This is a genomic window from Streptosporangium sp. NBC_01810 (assembly GCF_035917355.1).
Taxonomy (GTDB): Bacteria; Actinomycetota; Actinomycetes; order Streptosporangiales; family Streptosporangiaceae; genus Streptosporangium.
Genome location: NZ_CP109070.1, coordinates 5,919,818 through 5,943,612 on the forward strand (window position 1 = coordinate 5,919,818; position 23,795 = coordinate 5,943,612).

Consider the following 23,795-nt stretch of genomic DNA (forward strand, 5'->3'; position numbering starts at 1 on the left):
CTTTCACCGGTAAACGCGTGGGACCCGCGAACCGATCCCGGTCACGATCTCATGCGTGATCGTGCCGAGAGAATCCGCCCATTCCTGGGCGGTCGGCTCACCTCGCGAACCGTCACCGAACAGGATCACCTCGTCGCCCTCCGCCAGCGGGTCGTCGCCCACATCGATCACGAACTGGTCCATGCAGACCCGGCCGGCGATCCGCCGCCTGCGGCCGCCCGCCAGCGCCTCCGCCAGGTTGGTGGCGTGCCTCGGGATCCCGTCCGCGTATCCGAGCGGGACAAGGCCGAGCGTGGTTTCCCGATCCGTGACGTACAGATGGCCGTACGACACACCCGACCCGGCGGGCACCCGCTTGACCAGCGCGATCCGCGCCATGAGCGTCATCACGGGGCGCAGCCCGAAGTCTCCGAGCTCGGGCACGGGACTCAGCCCGAAGGTCGCGATCCCGGGACGGACCATGTCGTAGTGTGCCTGCGGCAGCGTCAGGGTGGCCGCCGAGTTGGCGATGTGCCTGATGACGTGGGAGCCTCCGGCGCCCGCCTTCTCCGCGACGGCCAGCGCCTCGTCGAACACCATCAGCTGGGCCGCGATGGACGGATCTCCCGGAATGTCCGCGCTGGCGAGGTGGGACCAGAGCCCGGCGATCTCGACGGTCCCCTCGGCCTGTCGCCACAGCGCCCGATCGAGCAGGGCGGGCCACTCACCCGGTGTCGCACCGCCACGAGACATGCCGGTGTCGGCCTTCAGGTGCACCCTGGCCGTCCGGCCGGCCAGGGCCGCGGCGTCGGCGATCGTGTCGACCACCCCGGCGGAGCCCGCGGACAGCTCGATGTCGTGCTCGACCGCCTGCTCCAGGGGCTCACCGGGCGTGAGGATCCACGACAGGATCGGCGCGGTGATCCCGCCGGCCCGCAGCTGGAGGGCCTCGCGGACGTAGGCGGTGCCCAGCCGCCCCGCGCCGCCCTCCAGGCAGCCTCGCGCGGCGGGGACCAGCCCGTGCCCGTAGGCGTCGGCCTTGACCACTGCCATCATCTCGGCACCGGGAGCATGGCTCCCGAGCAGCGCCAGATTCTCGCGGATGGCCGAAAGGTCCACCCGTGCCTCGGCGGGAGTCATCGGGAAGCTCATCGTTCCAGTTTGGCAGGTGAGCGGCTCTGCCGGAGCCTGTTGACCAATGACCGCACCGTCTCCGGCAGGGCCTCGGCGACGTCGGAGGCGGCGAGAGGGCCTCGCCTACCGGCGATCCCGTGCAGGTAGGCGGCGCAGGAGGCCGCGTCATAGCCGCTCAGTCCGGCGGCCAGCAGCGCGCCCGCCAGCCCGGCCAGCACATCACCGGTACCGCCGGTCGCGAGCCAGGGACTTCCGGTGGGGTTGATCCTGACCGGCAGCCCTTTCCCGGCGACCAGCGTGGTCGAGCCCTTGAGCAGTACGGTCACGCCCAGCTCGGCCGCCGCCCGCCGTACGTTCTCCAGGCGCCGCGCCTCGATCAGCTCCCTCGGCACGTCCATCAGGCGGGAGAGCTCGCCGGCGTGCGGGGTGACCAGGACGGGCGCGTCGCGACGGAGCAGCCCCCGCTCCCGGGCCACCAGGGTCAGCGCGTCGGCGTCGACCAGCACGGGGACCTCGCTCGCCAGCACCGAGCGGGCGACGGCGTGTGCCTCTTCGCCGGTGCCGAGCCCGGGACCGAGCACCCACGCCTGCACACGCCCCACCTCCTCGACGCCCTCGCCCGGGGCGAGCGTGGTGATCACGGCCTCGGGCCAGCGGGCCCGCACCTGGGCCACCGGCTCGGCGCCCCCCGCGTAGCGGACCATGCCCACCCCCGCCCGCAGTGCCCCGCCCACCGCCAGCACCGCCGCACCGGTGTAGCGCTCGCTGCCCGCCGCGATCCCGACGACGCCCCGGCGGTACTTGTCGGAGGAGGCGCCGGGCCTGGGCAGCAGCGCGGCCACGTCGGCGTCCGTCAGCGCGGTCGCGTCGGGTTCCGGCAGGTGAGGGCCGAGGCCGATGTCGACGAGTTCCGCCCGGCCCGCGTGCTCGGCGCCGGGATCCACCAGCAACCCGGTCTTCCACGCCCCGAACGTGACCGTGGCGTCCGCGCGGACCGCCGCGCCCTCCACCCGGCCGCTGCTCGCGTCCACCCCGCTCGGTACGTCCACCGCGACGACCTCGCCCGGCGCGTCACTCGCGAGCCCGGCGAGAGTCGCGTAAGGCTCCCTGAGCACCCCGGCCCCGCCGATCCCGAGCATCCCGTCCACGATCAGGTCCGCCGCGTCGATCAGGCCGCGGACAGCCGTGCCCACCGGGCTCTCCCGGGGGGACTCCGCGTTCTCTCGGGGGGACTCCGCACTGTTTCGAGGGGACCCCGCGCTCTCCCGGGGTGACTCCGCGCTTTCTTGGGGGGACTCCGCGTTCTCCCGGGGGGACTCCGCACTGTTTCGGGGGACCGGCCGGCCGTCCGGGGCGGTCGCCCGGCCGCCCGCGCGGCGCAGGGCCTCCAGCCCCGCCTCGTGGACGCGCGTCCCCGCGATGATCGCGTCGACTCTGGCCCCCCTGGCGGCCAGGCGTGCCCCGGCGTAAAGGGCGTCGCCGCCGTTGTCCCCGCCGCCGACGAGCAGCACGACACGGGAGCCGTACACGCCGCCGAGCATCCTGGCGCAGACCGCCGCGAGCCCGGTGGCCGCCCTCTCCATCAGGGTGCCCTCGGGCAGGGTCGCCATCAGTGCCGCCTCGGCCGCCCTGATCTGGTCGGATGTGAACGCGGTCCGCATTCCACCGAATCTATCCCTCGGCGATCACGTAGGCGATGGCGACGCCCCCGTCGTGCGTCAGGGAGACGTGCCACCTGACCACGCCCAGGGCGAGAGCGACGTCCGCCACCCGGCCGGTCACCCGCAGCTCGGGCCGGCCGTGCTCGCCGATGAGCACCTCGGCGTCCAGGTGCCGCAGCCCGGGGGGCGCGCCCAGCGCCTTGGCGACGGCCTCCTTGGCCGCGAACCTGGCGGCCAGGGACTCCGTCGCCAGCGTGCTCTCGGCCGCGGTGAACAGGCGTCCCCGCAGCGCGGGTGTGCGCGCCAGCGTCGCCTCGAACCTGGCCACGTCCACGACGTCGACACCGATCCCAACGATCATTCCCCCAGGCTAGGGCCTACGGGGGCCGCATCGTCCTCACCCGGGCCGCGCACACGGCATGCCGTACTCCCGCGCGGAGCCTCGTTCTCCCTGGAATCAGGTTCATGAGGCCCGGCGCGGGAATCAGGTTCATGAGGCCCGGCGCGGGCATCGGTTCGCGGGTGTCAGAAGCCGCCGCGCCGCCAGGGGCCCCAGATGGCGAAGCTCATCCCCGCCGACGACTGGACGTTGACGTAGAGGGTGTGCCCGCCGGGGCCGAAGGTCGAGCCGGCGAACTCGGCACCCGAGTCGCCGGAGACGGGGGCCAGCCGGGAGAAGTCGAAGATCTCGCCACGGCTGGTGAGGCCGCGCAGGTAGTTGTCGCCCGGGCCGTCCTCACAGAGGACCAGCGTGCCCCGGGGGCTGGCGGTGACGTTGTCCGGCAGGTCGAGGGTGACCGAGCCCGGCGACTCGTAGACGAGCTTGAGCCGCCCGCTCCACGTCTCGTACGCCCACACCTGGCCGCGCCCCTTGCCGAAGCCGCTGGGCGGGGTGTCGCCGGACGCGGTCGCGCCGCCCTGCGTGGAGGTGAAGTAGATCGTGCCGTGGTGGTTGATCGCCCCCTCCAGCCGGGAGAAGAGCGCCGCTCCCTTGGCCCTGCCCTGGTTGCCGACCGCCTGGACGGCGACGTCGTTGGCGGGGGTGCCGATGAAGGCGGGGTCGGGGTCGTCGATGTCCACCCAGGTGGTCGCGTAGGTCGCACCCCTGGACTGACCGAGGGAGAGGTCCTTGCCCGGCGCGCCCCGCACCGCCAGCATCTGGAGCCTGCCGCCGTCGAGGATGCGACCGGCCCGGAGCGGGTTCTTCGGAGGCAGGTAGCGGTAGAAGCCGGAGGCGAACGCGAAGTTGTCCTCGGTGAGGTAGACGGCGCCGGTGAACGAGTCGAACGCGGCCGACTCGTGGGCGAACCGCCCGGCGCTCCTGATCGGCCCCGAGGCTCCGCCGTTGAGCGGAACCTCGAAGATGTAGCCGTGCTTCTGGGTGAGCTTGCCGTTGTCCTGGCCGGTGAAGTCGTTGCCCACGTCCGGCCCGTTGACCGTCTCCTCGCAGGTCACCCAGGCACCCCAGGGCATGGGGCCGCCGGAGCAGTTCATCTGGGTGCCGGTCAGGCTGGGGGCCGCGGAGATCACCTTGCCGTAGCGGGTGACCCTGAGCGTGGAGGTGCCGCCGCCCGCCACCGGGTCATAGGCCTTGGCCGGGTCGCCGAACGCACCGACCGGGCCGCTGACCTCGTGGTTGCGGACGAGGATCGCGGTGTTCGAGGGCCCGCGGAACGCGGCCATGCCGTCGTGCCGGGAGGGGACGACGGACCCGTCGCCGAACCTGTCCCCGGCGACGCTGAAGGAGGCGTAGCGGAAGCCGTCGGGCAGGTGGAGCCGGACCGTGCCGTCCCGCTCGTCGGCGACCGGCTTCAGCGGCCCGTACCCGCCTCCGGGGCGGGTCTCCCCGTTCAGCCCCGCCTGCGCGACGCCGGCGAACGGCCCGGCCACCCCTACCGCGGCCAGCGCACCGCTACCTGCGAGGAAACGACGACGATCCATCTTGCGACTCCCTGAGGTCCGGTGGATTCACGTCACGTTAATCCCTCCCTATTAGTCCGTTATATGGCATAAATCGACAATTAACCATGCAGGAAAGCGGGCAGCCCCTATTCCTACTTTTGCCCATCGGTAATCCATGGGGGTTGTCCACAGGCTGTGGACAACCCCCGTCCGGGCCTTACTCCACCGTGACCGACTTGGCGAGGTTGCGGGGCTGGTCGACGTCGTGCCCCTTGGCGGTGGCCAGCTCGCAGGCGAAGACCTGGAGCGGCACCGTGGCGACCAGCGGCTGGAGCAGGGTCGGCACGGCCGGGACGCGGATCAGCGTGTCGGCGTACCGCTCGACCACGTCATCGCCCTCCTCGGCGATGACGAGGGTCCTGGCGCCCCTGGCCCTGATCTCCTGGATATTGGACACGATCTTGTCGTGGATCACCCGCTGGCCGGACAGGGAGGGGACGACGACCACGACGGGGAGCCCCCTGTCGATCAGTGCGATCGGGCCGTGCTTGAGCTCCCCCGCCGCGAAGCCCTCGGCGTGCATGTACGCCAGTTCCTTGAGCTTCAGCGCTCCCTCCAGCGCGACGGGGAGGCCCACATGCCGCCCGAGGAAGAGCACGCACCGCTCATCGGCCAGCGACCTGGCCAGCGCGCGGACCGGCTCGACCGTCGAGAGGACCTCGCTCACCTTTGACGGCATCTCCGCCAGCCGGTCGACGATCTGGGTGATCTCGTCGCCGAACTTCGTGCCCCGGACCTGCGCGAGGTAGAGCGCCACCAGGTAGCAGGCCACCAGCTGGGTGAGGAACGCCTTGGTGGAGGCCACCGCGACCTCCGGGCCCGCGTGCGTGTAGAGGACGGCGTCGGACTCACGGGAGATCGTGGAGCCGTTCACGTTGCAGACCGCCAGCACCCGGGAGCGCTGCCCACGCGCGTGCCGTACCGCCATGAGCGTGTCCATCGTCTCGCCCGACTGGCTGATCACGATGACCAGCGTGTCCCGGGTGAGGATCGGGTCGCGGTAGCGGAACTCGCTGGCCACCTCGACCTCGCAGGGCAGCCGGGCCCAGTGCTCGATGGCGTACTTCGCGATGAGCCCGGCGTGGTAGGAGGTCCCGCAGGCCACCAATATGATCTTGTTGATGTCACGCAGCTCCTGGTCGGACAGGCGCATCTCGTCCAGCACCAGCAGGCCGTCCTGGCCGACCCTGCCGAGCAGCGTGTCGGCGACGGCCCTGGGCTGCTCGGCGATCTCCTTGAGCATGAAGTGGTCGTAGCCGTCCTTCTCGGCGGCCGAGGCGTCCCAGCCGACGTGGTAGTCACGCGTCTCGACCGGAGCCCCCTGGAAGTCGAAGACCGTGATCTTCGAGGGACGCAGCTCGACCACCTGGTCCTGCCCCAGCTCCACCGCCTCGCGCGTGTAGGCGATGAAGGCCGCCACGTCCGAGCCGAGGAAGTTCTCCCCTTCCCCCCTGCCGACCACCAGCGGCGAGTTACGCCGGGCCCCCACCACCACCTCGGGCTCGTCCACCGAGACCGCGAGCAGCGTGAACGCCCCTTCCAGCCTCAGGCAGACCCGGCGCATCGCCTCCGCCAGGCCGCCGGCGGCGAACTCCTCCAGCAGGTGCGCCACCACCTCCGTGTCGGTCTCGGAGACGATCCGGTGTCCCTTGTCCTCCAGCTCGGTCCTGAGCACGGCGAAGTTCTCGATGATCCCGTTGTGGATGACCGCGATCCGCCCGTGGCAGTCGGTGTGCGGGTGGGCGTTGCGGTCGGTGGGCGCCCCGTGGGTGGCCCATCTGGTGTGCCCGATCCCGACCGTCGACGGCGGCGCGGGCCGCGAGACCAGTGCCGAGCGCAGGTTGGCCAGCTTCCCCGCCCGTTTCTCCACGACCAGGCCGCCGGATCCGACCAGGGCGATTCCCGCCGAGTCGTACCCCCGGTACTCCAGCCGGCCCAGTCCCTCGACGGCGACCTCGATCGCCTGCCGCTGTCCCGTATATCCCACTATGCCGCACATGCCCTACCCCCTTCCCTGAGAGATCGGCCACCTTGTCTATGGAGAACCCCCCAGACAGCCCAAGAATCCCGCCCGGCACCCGGCAGGATCGTACGCAGAGGCGATCAGTACGCTTGCTGAACATGGCCACCGGTTTGGACACCGCGACACCGTACGTGCAACTGAGCCGGGCTCAGTGGAGCGACCTGCGGAAGAACACCCCCCTGACGCTCACCGAGAGCGAACTGGAGGAGCTGCGCGGCGTCGACGACCCGATCGACCTGACCGAGGTCACCGACATCTACCTGCCGCTCACCCGGCTGCTCAACCTGCACTTCACCGGAGTCAGGCAGCGCAGCGCGGCACTCAACACCTTCCTCGGCGGCGAGCGGCGAACGGCCCCGTACGTCCTGGGCATCGCCGGCAGCGTCGCGGTCGGCAAGTCGACCACCGCCAGGCTGCTGCACACCCTGCTGGCCCGCTGGCCGGAGCACCCCCGGGTGGACCTGATCACCACGGACAGCTTCCTGTTCCCGAACGAGGTCCTCACCGCCAGGAACATCATGCACCGGAAGGGCTTCCCGGAGAGCTACGACCGGCGGGCCCTGGTCAGGTTCGTCGCCGACGTCAAGGCGGGCCTGCCCGAGGTGACGGCCCCGGTCTACAGCCACCTGGAGTACGACATCGTGCCCGGTGCGGTCCAGACCATCCGCCGCCCCGACATCCTCATCGTCGAGGGCCTCAACGTGCTGCAACCGGCCCCGCCCACCGCGCTCGCGATCAACGACTACTTCGACTTCTCCATCTACGTGGACGCCAAGGCCGAGCACATCCGCGACTGGTACATCGACCGCTTCCACAAGCTGCGGCAGACCGCCTTCGAGGACCCGAAGTCCTACTTCAGGCACCTCGCCGAGCTGTCCGAGGAGCAGGCGACCGAGTTCGCCAAGGACATCTGGCGCGACATCAACGAGCGCAACCTCCTGGAGAACATCGCCCCCACCAGAGGCCGCGCCGACCTGGTCCTGCACAAGAGCGCCGACCACTCGGTCAGCCGCGTCCGCCTCCGCCGCATCTGACCCGTTGGGCCTCGCGCTCCGCGCTCGGGCCGCGCCGTGTGGGGCTCCGCCCCACACCCCGGGCGAGGGACCTGCCGGCCCCTCACACTCCCCTGCCGACGACCGATCCTCCAGATATCAAACTCGACCTGACACCCACCATCGGGCCAAAAACGAAGCCAAGGCCTACAGATCCCAGACGAAGCGCAGCGACTCTTTAAGATCCTCGATCTGATTCTTGTCAAGGCAACCCATGTATCCGCCGAGACGAGCTTTGTCGATGGTCATGATCTGGAAGGAGAGAATCTGTCCCTCCTTCTTCAAAGGCTGATTCCTGGGGAGCATCACCGCCACCTTCGTAAGCGACGGCTTGACTTGACTTGTCATGGTGGCGACCACGACAACACGCATCCGGCTGTTGAAAGAGTCGCGCGAGATGATGACACCTGGCCGCATCCCAGCCTGCTCAGACCCTCGTGCGGGGTTGTGATCAACCCAGTAGATCTCACCCCGCTTGGGCGGGTCCGAAGGATGGGGCACTGTGGCTACTCGTCCATCCAGGTCTCTGCCGCTACAGGCAGGTTCTCTTCGGCCCAAGCGAAGGTGTCATCGGCCACGAGATCAAACTCTTCTTCCAACGTCAGTTCACGCCCAGCCACTTGAGCGTTGCTGACGACCTTGGACCACGGCCCTTGAACCACGACATGCACCTCTTGTGACGTCGCGGATACGGTCGGCCGGCGAAGTCGAGAGCGTGTGCCACCGGGAGGGGAAGAGAGAATTTGATAACGGAACTCATCAGCGGTACCAGCGGAAGAAAAGGGGGAGAGCACGAGGGATGCCATCGAAGTCACTCCTTCTCACCCTGGCCGGATATGGCACGGCCTTGCTCTACCAGGGTGTCGTAGTTAGCGGCGGTCTGCTGCAGAACATCGATGAGCTCTTCGAGGCGCTCACGGCTTAAGTGAAAACGACCGTGAACAGTGACCTTCAAACCGTTTTTCAACCCCTCAATGGCGCGACGCTGCCCTTCGGGATCATTGGGGATGACCGGTGGAGGGATGCTGCCAAGCAGCAGGAAGACGCCATCGGGCGTCCTGCTCAGCGTCGGCGGACCAGGCTGCCCGATGAACTGGTTGACATGCTCGATCGGCACGCCGTCCGCTGCGCTCCAGTCAACAACAACCGAAAGCTCTGACAAGTTCGGACTCTCCCGCTCCTTCACGCCCTCAGTCTGGCACCAGGCGTGCTGGTGTGCTATGCCCCGGCCTTCGTTGCGAAGCAAAGGCTAGATGCGAGAGTGTTCCACATGGTTCGCGGTGTTCGCTGCCAAACGTTGACCTGCACGTCGAACGCGATCTCGTCGAGAACATCGCCCCCACCAGGGGCCGGGCGGACCTGGTGCTGCACAAGGGTTCCAACCACTCCATCCAGCGCGTCCGCCTCCGCCGCATCTGACCGTCCGGTCTTCGGCGCTCCGCGCTGTGTCCTGTGAGGCTCCGCGCTGTGTCCTGTGGAGCTCCGCCCCACCTCCCGGGCCTCCGCGCCACGCCGTGCGGCTCCGGGCGTCGCGGCCAAGTGCTCTCGCGCGGCTCCAAGAAGGCGATACGGCGCCGCGGGCGAGGGGTCTCGCAGGCCCGCGGAAAACGACTTTCGAGGTGGGCGTGCGGTGTGGCAGGGTCGGCCGGTGCCTGTTTCCCGTTGTGAACTGCTGCGCTGGCAGTTCGACCTGACCTGGTCACTGTTCGAGTTTCACCTAGAGCAGCTGAAGCCGGAGGACTTCCTGTGGGAGCCCGCGGCCCACTGCTGGACGGTGCGTCCGGGTGCCGACGGGGTGTGGGTGCCCGACTGGGAGGAGTCCGAGCTCGACCCCGTCCCGGTCCCCACGCTCGGATGGGTCACCTGGCACATCGGCTGGTGGTGGACCGTGACCCTCGACCACGCCCAGGGACGGACGCCGCGAGAGCGAACCGAGATCGGATGGCCCGGTAACGGGCAGGCGACCGTCGACTGGTTGCGTGACCTCCGTACGGAGTGGCTGGCGGTGCTGGGCCGGCTCACCGACACCGACCTGGACGCCACCGCGCCCTTCCCCTGGCAGGACAGTCCCGAGCTGACCGTCGCCCACATGCTCGCCTGGGGCAACGCGGAACTGATGAAGAACGTCGCCGAGATCGGCCAGCTCCGGCTACTGCGCGCCGCGTCCACCGGGTGAGACGAGATCGTGACCGTGACCTCATCCGTGCCGAACCGCATCGCGCACTCGCGGACATGACGCGTCGGGATGTGTGATCAGAGTGATCACACATTCGTTCAGCTGGGCAGGCTCCGGCCGTCCGAGTTTCACATGATGGCGTGGCGGCGCGAGTCCCTCCAGATCCCGCGCCGCCACGCCGTACTATCGGGCTCCTCCGGACAGCAGTGCCGCCCAGGTCGCCCGAGACCCAGCGATCGACCAGCGGTGACTCTCGTCCACCCGATGGCCCCCCTTGAGCTGCCTGGTCCGCCGAATGAACCCCTGGCCGCCGCCCTCGCACAGCTCGTACACCGTGGCCTGGCACACACACGTCCACGCCACCGGCCGCACCCGTACGGGCGTCCGGCACGGCCCGTGCCAGTCGAGCCGAACATGATCGCGCTGCGCCATGCCCAGGTGCGGGCTCACGCACGCCTCGTCCAGCCCGATCACGGCACCCGCTCCGCGATCAACATGGAACAGACCCGTGCCGTGATCGAAAGGCAGGGGCGGGACATGGGTCCGCGAGCAGCCGATCACCAGGCGCATCTCCATGGATCGCTATCGGGCCGACGCCGGTCCGCAGGAGACCCCGCAGACGTCGTTCACCACGGATGCCGGAATCACCTGGGCGGAGTATCGGCTGGACAAGGCGTTCCGGTGGATCGAGGCGGACGATCGCCTGGCGGGGTTGTTCGGTGTCGAGCCCGGTGTCCGTGTGCTGGAGCGCCGATTCGTCTTCTACGCCAAGGGCGTTCCCTCCCAGATGTCCCGGCCCTGCCTACTGGCCTCGGACGTCGAGGGCACACCGGTCGCCGACCCGAGGAACGAGCCGTGGCCCGGCGGCACCATCGGCCAGTTGCGCACGCTCGGCATCGAGATCGACAGGATCACGGAGGAGACCTCGGTCCGCATGCCGAGCCCGGACGAGTCCGAACGCCTCGGGATCGGTTCCGGGGTACCCGTTTTCTCGATCACCAGGCTGATGTACTCCCGGGGCCGAGTGGTCGAGGTCGCGGACCCGATCGTGATCCCGGGAGACCGTGCGATCCGGGTCGACCACATCGACCTGTAAGGGGTTGAGGAGAACCGCCCCACAGGTCCTAAGGTTGGCCCGTGTTACATCTGCGCGTGATCAGTCCGTCGGAGCTGTCGGACGGGGTGCTGGAGGTGCTCGACACCTGCGTCGGTGTCGTCAACATCGTCGTGCTCCCCGGTGCCGCGCGCTCCCCCGCCGGGGACCTCGTCCAGTTCGACGTCGCCCGCGAGGCCGCCAACGAGGTGATCGAGCGGCTGCAGCGGCTCGGCCTGCACGCCGAGGGATCGATCGCGGCCGAGGAGGTCGACCTGTCGATCTCGGAGGTGTCCGAGCGTGCCCAGGAGGAGGCGCCCGGCGATGGGGACGACGCGGTGGTCTGGGCGGAGTTCGCCCAGCGGGTCAGCGACGACTCCCGGATCACCTGGGCCTTTCTCGCGTTCTTCGCGATCGCCGCACAGATCGCAGCGATCGGTGTGATCGTCAACTCGCCGATCCTCATCGTCGGCGCGATGGTGCTCGGGCCGGAGTTCGGCGCGATCGCGGCCATCTGCTTCGGTCTGATCCGCATCGATCGGCAGCTGATCGGCCGCGCGCTCCGTACCCTGGTCGTGGGCTTCGCCGTCGCCATCGCGATCACCTTCGCCTGTGCACTGGTCTCGCGGTGGCTCGGCTGGATCGACGCCGGCTCGCTGGGGACCGGGCACGAGGAGATCGAGTTCATCGTCAAGCCCGACAAGTGGTCGTTCATCGTGGCGCTGCTCGCCGGGGCCGCCGGGGTGCTCTCGGTGACCGCGGGCAAGTCCTCGGCGCTGGTCGGCGTCTTCATCTCCGTCACCACGGTCCCGGCCGCGGGTTACTTCGCGGTCGCCGCCGCACTGTCGCGCTGGGGTGACATGGGTGCCTCCGCCGCCCAGCTCGGGGTGAACATCGCAGGCATGATCATCTCCGGGGTGCTGACGCTCCTCGCGCAGCGGGCCTACTGGTCCCGGTTCGGCATGCGGCCTCCGACGCGCTCAGGACGAGGGTGACGGCCGGAAAATTGCCCTTTCGGACGATGCGGCACTCCTTCGTATGACGGAGGTGCCCGCCTGCGGCGGCGGATAGTGTCCCGGTATGACTATCCTCGCCACCGAGGGACTTACCAGACGTTTCCCCCGGGTGACGGCACTTGACCAGCTCACCGTCACCGTCGGCCCCGGCGTGACCGGCCTGGTCGGCGCCAATGGCGCGGGCAAGTCCACGCTGATCAAGATTCTGCTCGGCCTGCTCGAACCCAGCGCCGGCCGTGCCCAGGTGCTGGGCATGGACACCGTGACCAGGGGTGCGGAGATCCGCCGGATCGTGGGCTACATGCCCGAGCACGACTGTCTGCCGCCCGACCTGTCCGCCACCGAGTTCACCGTGCACATGGCCCAGATGTCCGGCCTGCCGCGCACCGCGGCCCGCGAGCGCGCCGCCGACGTGCTGCGCCACGTGGGTCTGTACGAGGAGCGCTACCGTGCGATGGGCGGTTACTCCACCGGCATGAAGCAGCGGGTCAAGCTGGCCCAGGCCCTGGTGCACGATCCGCGCCTGGTCCTGCTGGACGAACCCACCAACGGTCTCGACCCGCAGGGCCGCGACGAGATGCTCGCGCTGATCCGCAGGATCGGTTCGGAGTTCGGCATCAGCGTGCTGGTCACCTCCCACCTGCTGGGCGAGCTTGAGCGGGTCTGCGACCACGTCATCGTGATCGACGGCGGCAAGCTGCTGCGCTCCTCGGCCATCGGGGAGTTCACCCAGCAGACCCAGACCGTGACCGTCGAGGTGGAGGAGGGCCAGGACGCGCTCGCGGCCCGGCTGACCGAGCTGGGCGAGACCGTCACCCCGCACGGCAGGATGCTGCTCGTCCACGTCCGCGCGCCGGAGACCTTCGACGTCCTCCGCGACGCCGTCTGCGAGCTCGACCTCTGCCTCGTCCGCCTGGAACAGGGCCGCCAGCGCATCGAGGACGTCTTCAGGGAGCCGGTCAATGTCTGAACCCACGGGTGTCATCCACGACATCGGATACCGCCACTACGACGGGGCGCGGCTCGGCCGGGGCCACGCCACCACCGCGCTGGCCGTGCACAGCCTGCGCGGGATCTTCGGGCTCGGCCGCACCGCCCGCTCCAAGATCATCCCATTCATGCTGGTGGGCGTCATGTTCCTGCCCGCGGTCGTCTCCATCGCCGCGATGGCGCTGATCAAGCAGGAGGGAATGCGCTACACCGAGTACGCGGTCTTCATGCAGGTCGTGCTCGCGATCTTCCTGGCCTCGCAGTCGCCGTACGCCGTCGCCCCCGACCTGCGTTTCCGGGTGCTGCCGCTCTACCTGTCGCGCCCGGTGACGCTCTGGGACTACGTCGGCGCGAAGCTCGCGGCGATGACCGCGGCGATGTTCCTGCTGCTGGCGGTGCCGCTCACCGTGCTGTTCATCGGTGAGGTGGTCATCGACCTGCCCGGCGACACGCACACCGTCGAATACCTCACCAGCATGGCCGGCGCGGCCGGCTACGCGCTGCTGCTGGCCTGCCTCGGCATCGCCATCGCCTCGTTCACTCCCAGGCGCGGTCTGGGCGTGGCCTCGGTCATCGCCCTCTACCTGCTCGCCTCCGCCGTCTCCACGGTGCTGTACGGGACGCTGGAGTCGATGGGCAACGACGCCGCCGCCGCGTGGGCCTGGCTGATCAACCCGTTCTTCCTGGTGGACGCCGCCGTGCACGTCGGAATCTTCGGAGCGACCCCCGCCTCGAACGTCATCTACCCCTCGGGCGCGGGCAGCCTGGTCGCCGGAGTGATCATGATCGTGCTGATCGCGCTGTCCGTGACGGCCCTGATCGCGCGCTACCGGAAGGCGGCCTCCCGATGAGGATCGAACTGGCCCAGGTCTCCCGCTGGTACGGCAACGTGGTCGCCGTCAACGACATCACCATGACCGTCGGCCCCGGCGTCACCGGGCTGCTCGGCCCAAACGGTGCGGGCAAGTCCACGCTGCTGCACATGATGGCCGGGTTCCTGGCACCCTCGGGCGGCACCGTCACCCTGGACGGCGACCGGATCTGGCGCAACCACCAGATCTACCGCTCCATCGGCCTGGTCCCCGAGCGCGAGGCCGTCTACGGCTTCCTCACCGGCTGGCAGTTCGTGCTCTCCAGCGCTCGCCTGCATCACCTGCCCGCCCCTGAGGACGCCGCCCGTAAGGCGCTCGCCCTGGTGGAGATGGAGAGCGCCAAGGACCGCAGGATCGAGACGTACTCCAAGGGCATGCGCCAGCGCGTCAAGGTGGCCGCCGCCCTGGTGCACGACCCCCAGGTCCTGCTGCTCGACGAGCCGTTCAACGGCATGGACCCCCGCCAGCGCCTGCACCTGATGGACCTGGTCAGCACCATGGGCGCGGCGGGCAAGACCATCCTGTTCAGCTCGCACATCCTGGAGGAGGTGGAACGCGTCGCCCAGCACATCGAGGTGCTGGTCGCCGGACGGCACGCCGCCTCCGGGGACTTCCGTGAGATCCGCCGCCGGATGACCGACCGCCCGCACCTGTTCCGGATCCGCTCCAGCGACGACCGCCGCCTGGCGTCCGCGCTGATCGCCGACGCCTCCTCGGGCGCGGTCTCGCTGACCGAGGCGGGCCTGGAGGTGCAGGCGGTCGACTTCCGACGCTTCACCCGCCTGCTGCCCAGGGTCGCCAGGGACGCGGACGTACGCGTCTGGCAGGTCTCCCCCGCCGACGAGGACCTGGAGAGCGTCTTCTCCTACCTGATCAACAGGAGCAGCTGATCATGAACGGTGTCATCGCCGGAATCTCCTACCGGGCCCTCCTCGGCCGCCGCCGAATCTGGCTGCTGATCATGCTGCCCCTGGTGCTGGTCGCCATGGCCGCCCTGCTGAACCTCATCGGCGCCGCCGACGAGCGGACCGCGGTCACGCTCATGCGGACCTTCGCCATCGGCACCATGCTGCCGCTGCTCGGCCTGATCGCCGGGACCGGGGTGATCGCCCCCGAGATCGACGACGGCACGATCATCCACCTGCTGGCCAAGCCGATCTCCCGCCCGGTGATCGCGCAGACCAAGTTCGTGGTCGCCGCCTCGATGCTCGCGCTGTTCGCCGCGGTGCCGACCTTCGTCGCGGCCTACCTGCTGGTCAACCTCGAATCCGGGATCGCGTACGGTTTCGCCCTCGGCGCCCTGGTCGGCGGGATCGCGTACGCGGCGGTGTTCATGCTGCTGGGCGTGCTGACCCGGCACGCGGTCACGATCGGCATCGTCTACGCGCTCGTCTGGGAGGGCGTGGTGGGCAACTTCGTCCCCGGTGCCCGGAGGTTCTCCATCCAGCAGTGGGCCCAGTCGATCGCCGACCAGGTGTCCTCCTCACCGTTCTTCTCCACCGAGATCACTCTCGGCTTCGCCGTACCGGCCCTGCTGATCATCACCGTCGGCGCGGTCGTCTTGGCGGGCCGGCGGCTACGCGTCTTCTCCCTCACCGGCGACGAGTAGGCCGTGTGCACCCCCCACGGCCGGGGGTGCCCGGGTGCCCCCATGGCCGTGTGCACCCACGGCCGGGGGTGCCCCTATACGGGTTCGTCTCGCCCGTGTCATGAGACTGGGCGCGGATCGTTACGAGGGCGACCGCCCCGGGCGACGGCGGAGTCTGGTTCGGCGGAGGGCCAGCAGCACGGTCAGGGCCAGCAGGCCGACGCCCGCGCCCGCGTACCACAGGCGGCTCGTCACGGGGTCGGCCGCCTCGTGGGCGGCCGTCTCGGCGGTCGCACCGGCCGGCAACAGGTCGGAGTGGGTGGCGCAGACCAGGGGCTTGTCGTCCGTCTTGATGCTCGCACAGGCGACGGTGGCCAGGCGGAGCAGGTCCTCCGGGGTGTCTCGCACCTCGGCGATGGTGTGGAAGACGGCCTTCTTGCCCGCCGGCACATCGGCGGTCCAGCGGACCTGGCCCTCCTCCGCCTTGCCCTGGCCGTCGGCCGAGACGAGGTGCAGGCCGGTCGGCAGGCTCTGGGTGATCCTGAGCTCACGCGCCTTGTCCGTGCCGACGTTGTCGACGGTGACGGTGTAGGTGAACCGGTCCCCCGCCTCGGCGGTGGTCTGGCCGTTGTCGATGCCGATGCTCAGCCTGGGGGCGGCCACGACGGCCGCCTTCACCTCCTTGTCATCGGGGTGCGGTTTGAGCGCGAACGCCACCGAGGGCGTGGCAAGGGCGACGACCAGGGCCGCGCCGAGTCCGCAGAGAGCGGCGGCACGCCGTGTGATCACTGCCATGGCTTGCTCCTTCACGTTGTTCGGGTTCGAGTGAGAGGTGCTTGGTAGGCCCCGCCGAGTTCCCTGCGGGGGCGTCTGCGCGTCAACTGGCCGTCGCGACGTAGGTGAGCGTCGCCGAATAGCTGCCGACCGGGACAAAGGGGATGTAACCCTCGAAGTCATTGCCGATGGCGTCCCCGTCGGGAGCGGACGGGCTGTCCTGCCGGTGGACGAGCACCGGGATGGTGGCCGAGACGGCCTGGAAGGCCGACGTGCCGCTCTCCCGCACGCGCAGGTTCCCGATCGGGATGGTGACGTCGTTGCCGGGCTGGTCCGAGGTGAGCTCGGCCGAATCCGCCTGCACGGTGACGCTGTAGCCGTCGACGCTGTTCGTGATGACGGTCATGGTCACGGCTCCGTTGCTCCCGGCCGTCGAATCCGGCGCGCCTGCCAAGACGAAGCCGCTGGTCAGGTCGGCGAGGGTGATGCTGGTGGGGATCAAGGTGGTCAGGACCGAGCATCGCGGGTCGGTGCCCCCGACCGGACAGTTGCCACCCGTCGTCGCCGAGGTGACCCGATTGCCGAGGGTTCCGTCACCCGTGACCTCCGCATCGGTGACGACTGTGAAGGTGATGACCGCGCTCGCCTCCATCGTCAACGCCCCGGTCCAGCCGAGGACCCCGTCGGCATAGCCGACGGTGCCGGTGGAAGTGGTCGCGTCATTGTTGTAGACGGCGTCGTCGAGCACCCCGGCCAGCGAGTCGGTGACCGCGGCAGCGGCGTACGGGGTCTCACCGGTGTTCGTGACCGTGATCGTGTACTGGACGGCGGCCTCCGCCACCACGGCACCGCTGTTGTTCGCGGTCTTGGTGATGGTGAGACCGGGAGTCAGGACGGTGACGGTCATGGTGCAGCGCGGATCGTCTCCCCCTTCGGGGCAGGTCGATCCGGCGGTGGCGGAGATGACAGTGCTGGTCAGGGCCTTGTCCCCCGGAGGGGGATAGATGGTGGTGACCGAATAGGTGACCGTCGCGGTGGCATCGACGGCGAGGTCGCCACTCCAGCCGAGGACGCCGTCGGCGAAGGTGACGGTGCCGCTGGAGGCACTCGCGTCGTTGCCGTAGGTGGCGTCATCGAGCACCCCGGCCAGCGACTCGGTGAACGCGGCACCGGCGTAGTCGGTCTCGCCGGTGTTGGCCAGGGTCACCGTGTAGTGGACGGCGCCCCCGGCGACGACGGTGCCGGTGTCGGCGGTCGCCGTGATCGTGAGCTGCGGCACCAGGACGCGCACGAGCGTCGCGCACGCCGGGTCGGTGCTGCCCTGCGTGGTGGAGCTCACGCCGCTGGTCAGGGCCTTGTCTCCGGGGTCGGGATCCTGCACCGTGATGGAGTAGGTGATCGCGGTGCTCGCGCCCATCGCGAGAGCGCCGGTCCAGGTCAGTTTCGGCGCCGTGTAGTCGAAGACGCCGGTGGAGGCGCTCGCGTCCCCGTTGTAGACGGCGTCGGGGAACACCCCGTCGAGCGCGGCGACGACGGAGGCCGCGGCGTAGTCCGTCTGCCCGGTGTTGGTGACCGTGGTCGTGTAGGTGATGGTCCCGCCGGGAGTGACAGTCGTCCGGTCCGCGCTCGTGGCGATGGTCAGGACGGGGGTCAGCACCGTGACCTCCGAGACACAGAGCGGGTCGGTGCTCCCGGCGGGGCAGTTGTTGCCCGGGGCACTGGAGGTCGCGACGACGTTCAGCATCTTGTCGCCCGGATCGGGGTTCCGCACCCTCACCGAGAAGGTGACGGTGACATTCGTGCCGATCGGGAGAAGACCGGTCCACACCAGCCGGCTGGTCTCGGGGGTGAAAACGAGGTTGCCCGCCGAGGCCGTTCCGTCACCGTTGTAGACCGCGTCGTCGAGGACCCTGGCGAGCAGGCTGTTCACGACGGTGTCACCGTACGGCGTCTGCCCGGTGTTGGCGATCGTGACCGTGTAGTTGACGACCCCGGTCGGGATGGCGGTGACGGCGTCCGCCACCATAGTGATCTTGATTCTTGAGATCAGGACCTCGCCGAAACAGCGGGCGTCGGTGTTTCCGGTCGGGCAGGTACTGCCCGCAGTGGTCGAGGTGACCGTGTTGGTCAGCTTCTGGTCACCGGTACCGGGGGTGTTCGTCGTGACGCTGTAGGTGAGGGTGACCCCGTCGCCGGGGTTGAGCGCTCCGCTCCAGGTCAGGTTGGAGCCGGCGAAGGTGACGGTGCCGCGCGTGGCGCTCGCGTCGCCGTTGTAGACGGCGTCGTCCAGCACTCCGGCCAGCGCGTCGGTGAACGTCGCCGCGGCGAAGGGGACCTGTCCGGTGTTGGTGGCGGTGACCGTGTAGCCGACCGTCCCCCCGGGGGTGGTCGATGTGACGCCGGGCGTCTTCACGATCGTCAGGAGCGGCGTGAGGATGACGATCCCCGAACGGCAGGCCGAGCTCCCGCTGCCGGGCGGGCAGGTGTTGCCCATCTCGGTGGAGGCGACGTCGTTGCTCAGGAGCTTGTCACCGGTGGGGGGGCTGGCGGTAACGTCGCTCCGGCCGCGAACGGGACGTTGCTATTGGTGCACGTGACGGACTGCCCGACCGGCGCCGCGCAGACCCATCCCGTTCCGTAGGCGCCGGTGGGCACCACCCCGGCCGGCATGGTCTGGGTCATCGAGATCGGCGAGGACTCCGCGATGCTGTCCGCGCCGACGCCGGAGACGACGCTGTAGGTCACGGGGGCGCCCGGCGCCGGCGTCGTGGCGCTGTAGCCGGTCTGCGCGACGGTCAGCTGGGGGACCGAGCTGACCGTGGTCACCGTGGCTGCGTCGACCTCGTGGAAGTCGGTCACGCTTCCGGTGGAGGCCACCCAGCCGAAGGCCAGTTGCCGGGGAGTCCCGTTGGCGTTCAGCCAGCTCGCCGGGTACAGGCCGGTGGGAACCGTCGGAAGGCTACCGGTCAGGGTCTTGTTCGTACCGCCCACCAGGGTGACCACCACCACGTAACTGCCGGGCGGGACCGTCAGGCCGGCGGCGGTGGTCAGCGACACCGCGGTGGGGTTGATACCGATCTGAACGGGAACGGCGGTACGGCTGGTCGCCCGCAGCGCCAGCGGGGTGGCGCTCGTCGAGGCGGCCGTGGTGTTGAGCGCGCAGTATCCGACGGTGCCGTTGCCCGGCCCGCGGATGACGACCTGGCCGGGCACCCGAATACCCGTGCCCGGCAGGTTCGTGCAGCCGCTTCCCTGGTAGGTGCTGCTGGTCAGCTTCTCAGCCTTGAAGGACTGAGCTTGCAGCTCCTCGCCGTCGGTGGCTTCGACGGTTTGGTCCGCGTCAGGCAGCGTGACTCACTGCCCAGCTCGCGACACCACGCGAGGCGATGTTACGAGCTGCGTTGACGTCGGCGTGCTCAGCGAAGCCGCACGACGTACAGGCGAAGCCGGCCTGGCCGGGCCGGTTCTTCTTGTCCACATGCCCACAGGCCGAGCAGCCTTGCGAGGTGTAGGCCGGGTCCACGTACACCACAGCGACACCGGCACGGGCCGCCTTGTAGGCGATGAACCGGCCGAGCTGGTGGAAGCTCCACGAATGCAACGTGACCCGCTGGGGCTTGCGGAGCCGTACCCGGTCGCGGATGCCCCGAAGGTCTTCCAGGGCGATCCCTTGCCCGGTGCGTGTCGCCTCGGTCACGATCTGCTTGGCGATGGTGTGGTTGGTGTTCGCGGCGAACCGGGCCTCGGCCCGGCGGCGCCGCTTCAACAGCCGTTTGGCGGACGTGGTCTGCTTGGCCTGCAGGCGGCGGCGCAGCTCGCGGTGGCGGTGGCGGACCGCGTTCAGGCCCTTGCCGCTGTGGCGAACCCCGCCACTGGTGGTCGCGATGTTGGCGATCCCCAGATCCACCCCCAGGAATCCGTCCGGGGTGGCGACCGGCCGGTCGGGCAGGTCGCAGGTGGCGATGAGGAACCACCTGCCATCGCGGTATACGAGGTCCGATTCGCCCTTGCGGTAGGCGGCCAACGTCGTGAGCTGATCGGCCGAGGCGGTGAACGCCACGCTCTTCATCCGCCCGCCCGTGGTCCAGATCGACACCGTCCGCGCGTCCATCTGCCAGGACAGACAGCGGTCGTCGAACGGCTGGGCCGCGCCGGGGCGAAAGACGATCGGCGTGGCCAGGGCCCGCTCGCGCCACGCGGAGCCGGGCGTGCCCACATTGCCGTTGCGGAGATTGGCGTGCAGCGTGGCGTAGGCGTCGGTGACCTTCTTGATGACATGCTGCGCGGCCTGAGCCGCCAGCCCGTACCTGTCCTTGATCTGCCCGTAGGCGTGCCGGCGCAGGTCGTAATTGCGGAATACCCGCTGGTGGTGGGCGAGCGTCGAGACCCAGGTGGCCGCGTCGTTGGCCGCGCGCAGAGTCGCCTCCAGCGCCGCCGCCTGCTCAGGTGTCGGCAGGAGTTTGACCTGCACCACCAGCTTCATATCGAACACTTTAGCGTTAGGTCCATGTCACCGAGATGGGAACCGAACCCCGACGTAAGAAGGGGCCGAAGCGTGGTCTGCGCGCTTCATGCGCATTTGGTCTTTATCCCGAGATATCGGGGAGGTGTGTTCACCGACGAGATCCTGCGTCGCTGCGAGGACATCATGATCGAGGTGTGCGACAGTTTCGGGGCGGAGCTGGTCGAGTTCAACGGCGAGGAAGATCATGTGCACCTGCTCGTGCGCTACCCACCCAAGGTCGCCCTCTCGACGCTGGTGAACAGCCTCAAGGGCGTATCTGCCCGGCTACTGCGCAAGGAGTATCCGGCACATATCCGTCAGTATCTGTGGGGCGGGCATTTCTGGTCGCCGTCGTACTTCGCCGCCTCCTGCGGCGGCGCCCCCCTATCGATCATCAAGGAGTACATCGAAGACCAGAGACGCCCGGGCTGAGCCGCTCGACGGCCTACCGGTCACCGCACCGCTCGGGCCTTGGCGGCCCTCCCGCACTGTCGTTTCCTCCCGGGCGTGAACACCCGGGGTTCCACGCCAGATCACACTGAAGTTTCCGTACACGTCGAGGCCGATGCCGAGATACCCGTACGCCAGACCGATGACGGAGCCGGTCCCGGAGTAACCGAGCGCGCCGCCCGACTGACCGATGTTGGCCGGTGACTTCGGGTTCGCCGGATCGACCGCCGCCAGCACGAAGGTGATGCCGTCGGCCCCGCCTCCGCCGTACTGATAGGTGTTGAACGTCACGTCGAGCCCCTGCGAGGCGGGCACGCTGACCGCGCCGAAGAGGCCGCCTGTCTTGTTCGTCGTCGCGTTCGTCAGGCGCAGCTTGCCCGAGCCCTGACTGTCCGTGTTCGTAGCGCAGCTCTGCAGGACGCCGGTGCCGGTGTTGCCGGAGGCGGTCAGGCAGGCGTAGTTCGACCCGGACGAACCGCTCGGCAACGAGGGCAGCACCACGGCACCGGCGCCGTTGGCCGTGTTGTTGCGGAAGGGCTGGTTGAACACAACGGTGCCGGCCGCCGACGCGGTGGCGGTGGTGGCCGGGACGCTCAGCGCGCCGACGGTCATGCTCAGCACGAGAAGTTTGGAGAGGGTCCGCCCGCATCGCGGCAGCGCGCCTCCCGCCATGACCATGGATCGGCCTGAGCCCCTCGCCGGACGCGGGAGGCCGTTCATCGTGACCACCGGAGATCCGCAGAACCGGTCATGGGGACAGCGCCGAGAACAGCAAGGAACAAAGGCACGGCGCGGCACCCCTTCGATCGATCGTGATGTCGGCGGTTTTCCACCGTGCGGGCATCGTGGCGATCGAGGCGATCAGATGATCGCCGGGTTCGGAGCCGTCCGACACGATGAACCGTGCTGGGAAGGGAAATCCCTCCGCAACCACTGAAAGTGTCTGATCAACGACCCAGAGTGTCAATCAATGCGAAGTGTGGCGTGGCGCCGGACAAGAGTGGTGCAAAGCGACAGCAAGAACAAGGCACCCCAAGATGGATGGAAGGGGCGTTATATCCGCGATCGCTCATCGTCGCGGCGGCGAGGGCCGGGAAAATGACAGAGCACGGCCCGCACTCCGAGTGCGGGCCGTGCTCTGGTGATTCAGGTGATTCAGGTGATTCAGCCGCAGGCCGTACGGACGACCTCGGCCAGCCGGCCCGCCAGTTGCTCGGCCTGCTCCGCCGAGGCGGCCTCGACCATGACTCGGATCATCGGCTCGGTGCCGCTCGGCCGGATCAGCACCCGGCCGGTCTCCCCCAGCTCCGACTCCGCGGCGACGACCGCGGCCTCCAGCTCAGGAGCCGAGGCCTTGGCCCGGTCGACGTCTTTGACGTTGACCAGGACCTGCGGCAGGCGGGTCATCACCGAGGCCAGCTCCGCCAGCGACTTCTTCGCCCGCGCCACGACCGCCAGCAGGTGCAGCGAGGTCAGCAGGCCGTCCCCGGTGGTGGCGTGGTCGAGCATCAGGACGTGGCCGGACTGCTCGCCGCCCAGGTTGTAGCCGCCCGCCCTCATGGACTCCAGGACGTAGCGGTCGCCCACGGCGGTCTCCACCACGTCGATCCCCGCGCTCTTGAGCGCGAGCTTGAAACCCAGGTTGGACATGACCGTGGCCACCACGGTGTCGCCGACCAGCTTCCCCTCGGCGTGCATGGCCATGGCCAGCACCGCCATGATCTGGTCGCCGTCGACGACCTCGCCGGTGTGCGAGACGGCCAGGCAGCGGTCCGCGTCGCCGTCGTAGGCGATACCGACATCGGCGTTGCGGGAGACGACGATCTGCTGGAGCTTGTCCAGATGGGTGGAGCCGACCCCCGCGTTGATGTTGAGACCATCGGGGCGCGCCCCGATCGTCTCGACGGTGGCCCCTGCCCGCAGCAACGCCTCGGGAGCCACCATGTGGGCGGCGCCGTGGGCGCAGTCGAGGACCACGTTGAGGCCGTCAAGACGGCAGTCCACAGTGGACAGCACGTGGGACACGTAGCGGTCGGCCTCGCCGTACGCCTCGCGCACGCGGCCGACCGAGGCACCGACAGGGCGCTCCCACTTCTCGCCGAGGCGCTGCTCGATCTCGTTCTCCACCGTGTCCGGCAGCTTGTAGCCGCCGCGGGTGAGGAACTTGATCCCGTTGTCCGGGGCGGGATTGTGGGAGGCGGAGATCATCACGCCCATGTCGGCTCTGAGAGCCGTGGTCAGGTAAGCGACCGCCGGGGTGGGCAGCACGCCGAGCCGGAGAACGTCCACGCCAGACGACGCAAGGCCGGCGACCACCGCGGCCTCCAGGAATTCTCCTGAAGCCCGGGGGTCCCGGCCCACGACGGCGACGGGGCGGCCTCGCCGCCCGACGCTGGCGTTGAACGCCCCGGCATCGCCGAGGACATGAGCCGCGGCCACGGACAGGTCCATGGCGAGCTCGGCCGTGAGGTCGCGTCCCGCGACCCCACGTACCCCGTCGGTGCCGAAAAGGCGCCCCAAC

The 23,795-nt window shown here is 69.3% G+C and carries 24 protein-coding genes; 9 read left to right on the forward strand and 15 right to left on the reverse strand.

Features of this window, described 5'->3' with window-relative positions; all coding sequences use genetic code 11:
• Window positions 1-3 precede the first annotated feature (3 nt).
• The 5 genes from alr to glmS form a co-directional block, all read right to left on the reverse strand.
• The gene (gene alr, locus OIE13_RS26105) at window positions 4-1,131 is read right to left on the reverse strand and encodes an alanine racemase (RefSeq protein WP_326635606.1); all 1,128 of its coding nucleotides are present in this window, start codon (window positions 1,129-1,131) and stop codon (window positions 4-6) included.
• Window positions 1,128-2,774, reverse strand: a complete 1,647-nt coding sequence (locus OIE13_RS26110) for an NAD(P)H-hydrate dehydratase (protein ID WP_326635604.1) — start codon at window positions 2,772-2,774, stop codon at window positions 1,128-1,130. Before OIE13_RS26110 ends, alr begins: the two co-directional genes overlap by 4 nt.
• A 10-nt stretch (window positions 2,775-2,784) precedes the next feature.
• A complete protein-coding gene (locus OIE13_RS26115) occupies window positions 2,785-3,135 on the reverse strand; it encodes a holo-ACP synthase (RefSeq protein WP_326635602.1) in 351 nt (116 codons plus the stop codon).
• 164 nt (window positions 3,136-3,299) lie between these two features.
• Entirely contained in the window at window positions 3,300-4,715 is a 1,416-nt protein-coding gene (locus OIE13_RS26120; protein WP_326635600.1) for a PhoX family protein, read from the reverse strand.
• Between the two features lie 178 nt (window positions 4,716-4,893).
• Complete coding sequence (gene glmS, locus OIE13_RS26125) at window positions 4,894-6,735, reverse strand: glutamine--fructose-6-phosphate transaminase (isomerizing) (RefSeq protein ID WP_326828860.1); 1,842 nt, start codon at window positions 6,733-6,735, stop codon at window positions 4,894-4,896.
• A 122-nt stretch (window positions 6,736-6,857) separates the two neighbouring features.
• Here glmS and coaA point away from each other — a divergent pair, with 122 nt between their 5' ends.
• Window positions 6,858-7,793, forward strand: coding sequence for a type I pantothenate kinase (gene coaA / locus OIE13_RS26130; protein WP_326635596.1), 936 nt, complete (start codon window positions 6,858-6,860; stop codon window positions 7,791-7,793).
• A gap of 165 nt (window positions 7,794-7,958) precedes the next feature.
• Here coaA and OIE13_RS26135 read toward each other — a convergent pair whose 3' ends face one another.
• The 3 genes from OIE13_RS26135 to OIE13_RS26145 are packed head-to-tail and all read right to left on the reverse strand — an operon-like array spanning window position 7,959 to window position 8,997.
• Complete coding sequence (locus tag OIE13_RS26135) at window positions 7,959-8,312, reverse strand: type II toxin-antitoxin system PemK/MazF family toxin (RefSeq protein WP_326828861.1); 354 nt, start codon at window positions 8,310-8,312, stop codon at window positions 7,959-7,961.
• 5 nt (window positions 8,313-8,317) lie between these two features.
• Window positions 8,318-8,617: a hypothetical protein gene (locus tag OIE13_RS26140; RefSeq protein WP_326635592.1), complete on the reverse strand. Its 300-nt coding sequence runs from the start codon at window positions 8,615-8,617 to the stop codon at window positions 8,318-8,320.
• Between the two features lie 5 nt (window positions 8,618-8,622).
• Window positions 8,623-8,997, reverse strand: a complete 375-nt coding sequence (locus tag OIE13_RS26145; protein WP_326635591.1) for a hypothetical protein — start codon at window positions 8,995-8,997, stop codon at window positions 8,623-8,625.
• Window positions 8,998-9,459: 462 nt separating this feature from the next.
• Here OIE13_RS26145 and OIE13_RS26155 point away from each other — a divergent pair, with 462 nt between their 5' ends.
• Window positions 9,460-9,987, forward strand: a complete 528-nt coding sequence (locus OIE13_RS26155) for a DinB family protein (protein ID WP_326635589.1) — start codon at window positions 9,460-9,462, stop codon at window positions 9,985-9,987.
• Between the two features lie 183 nt (window positions 9,988-10,170).
• On the opposite strand, the gene OIE13_RS26160 is transcribed toward OIE13_RS26155, so the two are convergent.
• The gene (locus OIE13_RS26160) at window positions 10,171-10,557 is read right to left on the reverse strand and encodes a hypothetical protein (RefSeq protein ID WP_326828863.1); all 387 of its coding nucleotides are present in this window, start codon (window positions 10,555-10,557) and stop codon (window positions 10,171-10,173) included.
• Window positions 10,558-10,561: 4 nt separating this feature from the next.
• On the opposite strand from OIE13_RS26160, the gene OIE13_RS26165 reads away from it, so the two are divergent.
• The 6 genes from OIE13_RS26165 to OIE13_RS26190 all read left to right on the forward strand — a co-directional run bounded on the left by OIE13_RS26165 (window position 10,562) and on the right by OIE13_RS26190 (window position 15,567).
• On the forward strand, window positions 10,562-11,083 hold the full coding sequence (locus tag OIE13_RS26165; RefSeq protein ID WP_326635586.1) for a UTRA domain-containing protein: 522 nt from the start codon (window positions 10,562-10,564) through the stop codon (window positions 11,081-11,083).
• Window positions 11,084-11,139: 56 nt separating this feature from the next.
• Window positions 11,140-12,075 (forward strand): DUF389 domain-containing protein, encoded by a 936-nt coding sequence (locus OIE13_RS26170; RefSeq protein ID WP_326635584.1) that lies wholly within the window; start codon window positions 11,140-11,142, stop codon window positions 12,073-12,075.
• An 85-nt stretch (window positions 12,076-12,160) separates the two neighbouring features.
• Window positions 12,161-13,066, forward strand: a complete 906-nt coding sequence (locus OIE13_RS26175; RefSeq protein ID WP_326635583.1) for an ABC transporter ATP-binding protein — start codon at window positions 12,161-12,163, stop codon at window positions 13,064-13,066.
• Window positions 13,059-13,937: an ABC transporter permease gene (locus tag OIE13_RS26180; protein WP_326635580.1), complete on the forward strand. Its 879-nt coding sequence runs from the start codon at window positions 13,059-13,061 to the stop codon at window positions 13,935-13,937. The genes OIE13_RS26175 and OIE13_RS26180 overlap by 8 nt, the downstream gene beginning before the upstream one ends.
• Window positions 13,934-14,848 carry an ABC transporter ATP-binding protein gene (locus OIE13_RS26185; RefSeq protein WP_326635579.1) on the forward strand — a complete coding sequence of 305 codons (915 nt, stop codon included), beginning with the start codon at window positions 13,934-13,936 and terminating at the stop codon, window positions 14,846-14,848. Before OIE13_RS26180 ends, OIE13_RS26185 begins: the two co-directional genes overlap by 4 nt.
• Window positions 14,849-14,850: 2 nt before the next feature.
• Window positions 14,851-15,567, forward strand: a complete 717-nt coding sequence (locus OIE13_RS26190) for an ABC transporter permease (protein ID WP_326635578.1) — start codon at window positions 14,851-14,853, stop codon at window positions 15,565-15,567.
• 120 nt (window positions 15,568-15,687) lie between these two features.
• Here the strand turns inward: OIE13_RS26190 and OIE13_RS26195 are convergent, their stop codons facing one another.
• The 4 genes from OIE13_RS26195 to OIE13_RS26210 form a co-directional block, all read right to left on the reverse strand.
• Complete coding sequence (locus tag OIE13_RS26195) at window positions 15,688-16,341, reverse strand: hypothetical protein (RefSeq protein WP_326828864.1); 654 nt, start codon at window positions 16,339-16,341, stop codon at window positions 15,688-15,690.
• A gap of 82 nt (window positions 16,342-16,423) precedes the next feature.
• Window positions 16,424-18,814: a DUF7927 domain-containing protein gene (locus OIE13_RS26200; RefSeq protein WP_326828865.1), complete on the reverse strand. Its 2,391-nt coding sequence runs from the start codon at window positions 18,812-18,814 to the stop codon at window positions 16,424-16,426.
• A gap of 23 nt (window positions 18,815-18,837) precedes the next feature.
• On the reverse strand, window positions 18,838-19,533 hold the full coding sequence (locus OIE13_RS26205; RefSeq protein WP_326635574.1) for a hypothetical protein: 696 nt from the start codon (window positions 19,531-19,533) through the stop codon (window positions 18,838-18,840).
• A gap of 127 nt (window positions 19,534-19,660) precedes the next feature.
• Complete coding sequence (locus OIE13_RS26210; RefSeq protein ID WP_326828866.1) at window positions 19,661-20,803, reverse strand: RNA-guided endonuclease InsQ/TnpB family protein; 1,143 nt, start codon at window positions 20,801-20,803, stop codon at window positions 19,661-19,663.
• Between the two features lie 24 nt (window positions 20,804-20,827).
• On the opposite strand from OIE13_RS26210, the gene tnpA reads away from it, so the two are divergent.
• Entirely contained in the window at window positions 20,828-21,256 is a 429-nt protein-coding gene (tnpA, locus tag OIE13_RS26215; RefSeq protein WP_326635570.1) for an IS200/IS605 family transposase, read from the forward strand.
• On the opposite strand, the gene OIE13_RS26220 is transcribed toward tnpA, so the two are convergent.
• Both OIE13_RS26220 and glmM read right to left on the reverse strand, forming a co-directional pair.
• Complete coding sequence (locus OIE13_RS26220) at window positions 21,209-21,952, reverse strand: lectin-like domain-containing protein (protein WP_326828867.1); 744 nt, start codon at window positions 21,950-21,952, stop codon at window positions 21,209-21,211. The genes tnpA and OIE13_RS26220 overlap by 48 nt on opposite strands.
• A 486-nt stretch (window positions 21,953-22,438) precedes the next feature.
• Complete coding sequence (gene glmM, locus OIE13_RS26225) at window positions 22,439-23,794, reverse strand: phosphoglucosamine mutase (protein ID WP_326635566.1); 1,356 nt, start codon at window positions 23,792-23,794, stop codon at window positions 22,439-22,441.
• Window position 23,795 lies beyond the last annotated feature (1 nt).

Coding starts and splice junctions, on each gene's coding strand:
- alr (WP_326635606.1), bottom strand. CDS start 1,131: ATGAGCTTCCCGATGACTCCCGCCGAGGCACGGGTGGACCTTTCGGCC.
- OIE13_RS26110 (WP_326635604.1), bottom strand. CDS start 2,774: ATGCGGACCGCGTTCACATCCGACCAGATCAGGGCGGCCGAGGCGGCA.
- OIE13_RS26115 (WP_326635602.1), bottom strand. CDS start 3,135: ATGATCGTTGGGATCGGTGTCGACGTCGTGGACGTGGCCAGGTTCGAG.
- OIE13_RS26120 (WP_326635600.1), bottom strand. CDS start 4,715: ATGGATCGTCGTCGTTTCCTCGCAGGTAGCGGTGCGCTGGCCGCGGTA.
- glmS (WP_326828860.1), bottom strand. CDS start 6,735: ATGTGCGGCATAGTGGGATATACGGGACAGCGGCAGGCGATCGAGGTC.
- coaA (WP_326635596.1), top strand. CDS start 6,858: ATGGCCACCGGTTTGGACACCGCGACACCGTACGTGCAACTGAGCCGG.
- OIE13_RS26140 (WP_326635592.1), bottom strand. CDS start 8,617: ATGGCATCCCTCGTGCTCTCCCCCTTTTCTTCCGCTGGTACCGCTGAT.
- OIE13_RS26160 (WP_326828863.1), bottom strand. CDS start 10,557: ATGCGCCTGGTGATCGGCTGCTCGCGGACCCATGTCCCGCCCCTGCCT.
- OIE13_RS26165 (WP_326635586.1), top strand. CDS start 10,562: ATGGATCGCTATCGGGCCGACGCCGGTCCGCAGGAGACCCCGCAGACG.
- OIE13_RS26175 (WP_326635583.1), top strand. CDS start 12,161: ATGACTATCCTCGCCACCGAGGGACTTACCAGACGTTTCCCCCGGGTG.
- OIE13_RS26180 (WP_326635580.1), top strand. CDS start 13,059: ATGTCTGAACCCACGGGTGTCATCCACGACATCGGATACCGCCACTAC.
- OIE13_RS26185 (WP_326635579.1), top strand. CDS start 13,934: ATGAGGATCGAACTGGCCCAGGTCTCCCGCTGGTACGGCAACGTGGTC.
- OIE13_RS26190 (WP_326635578.1), top strand. CDS start 14,851: ATGAACGGTGTCATCGCCGGAATCTCCTACCGGGCCCTCCTCGGCCGC.
- OIE13_RS26195 (WP_326828864.1), bottom strand. CDS start 16,341: ATGGCAGTGATCACACGGCGTGCCGCCGCTCTCTGCGGACTCGGCGCG.
- OIE13_RS26200 (WP_326828865.1), bottom strand. CDS start 18,814: ATGGGCAACACCTGCCCGCCCGGCAGCGGGAGCTCGGCCTGCCGTTCG.
- OIE13_RS26210 (WP_326828866.1), bottom strand. CDS start 20,803: ATGAAGCTGGTGGTGCAGGTCAAACTCCTGCCGACACCTGAGCAGGCG.
- tnpA (WP_326635570.1), top strand. CDS start 20,828: ATGTCACCGAGATGGGAACCGAACCCCGACGTAAGAAGGGGCCGAAGC.
- OIE13_RS26220 (WP_326828867.1), bottom strand. CDS start 21,952: ATGGTCATGGCGGGAGGCGCGCTGCCGCGATGCGGGCGGACCCTCTCC.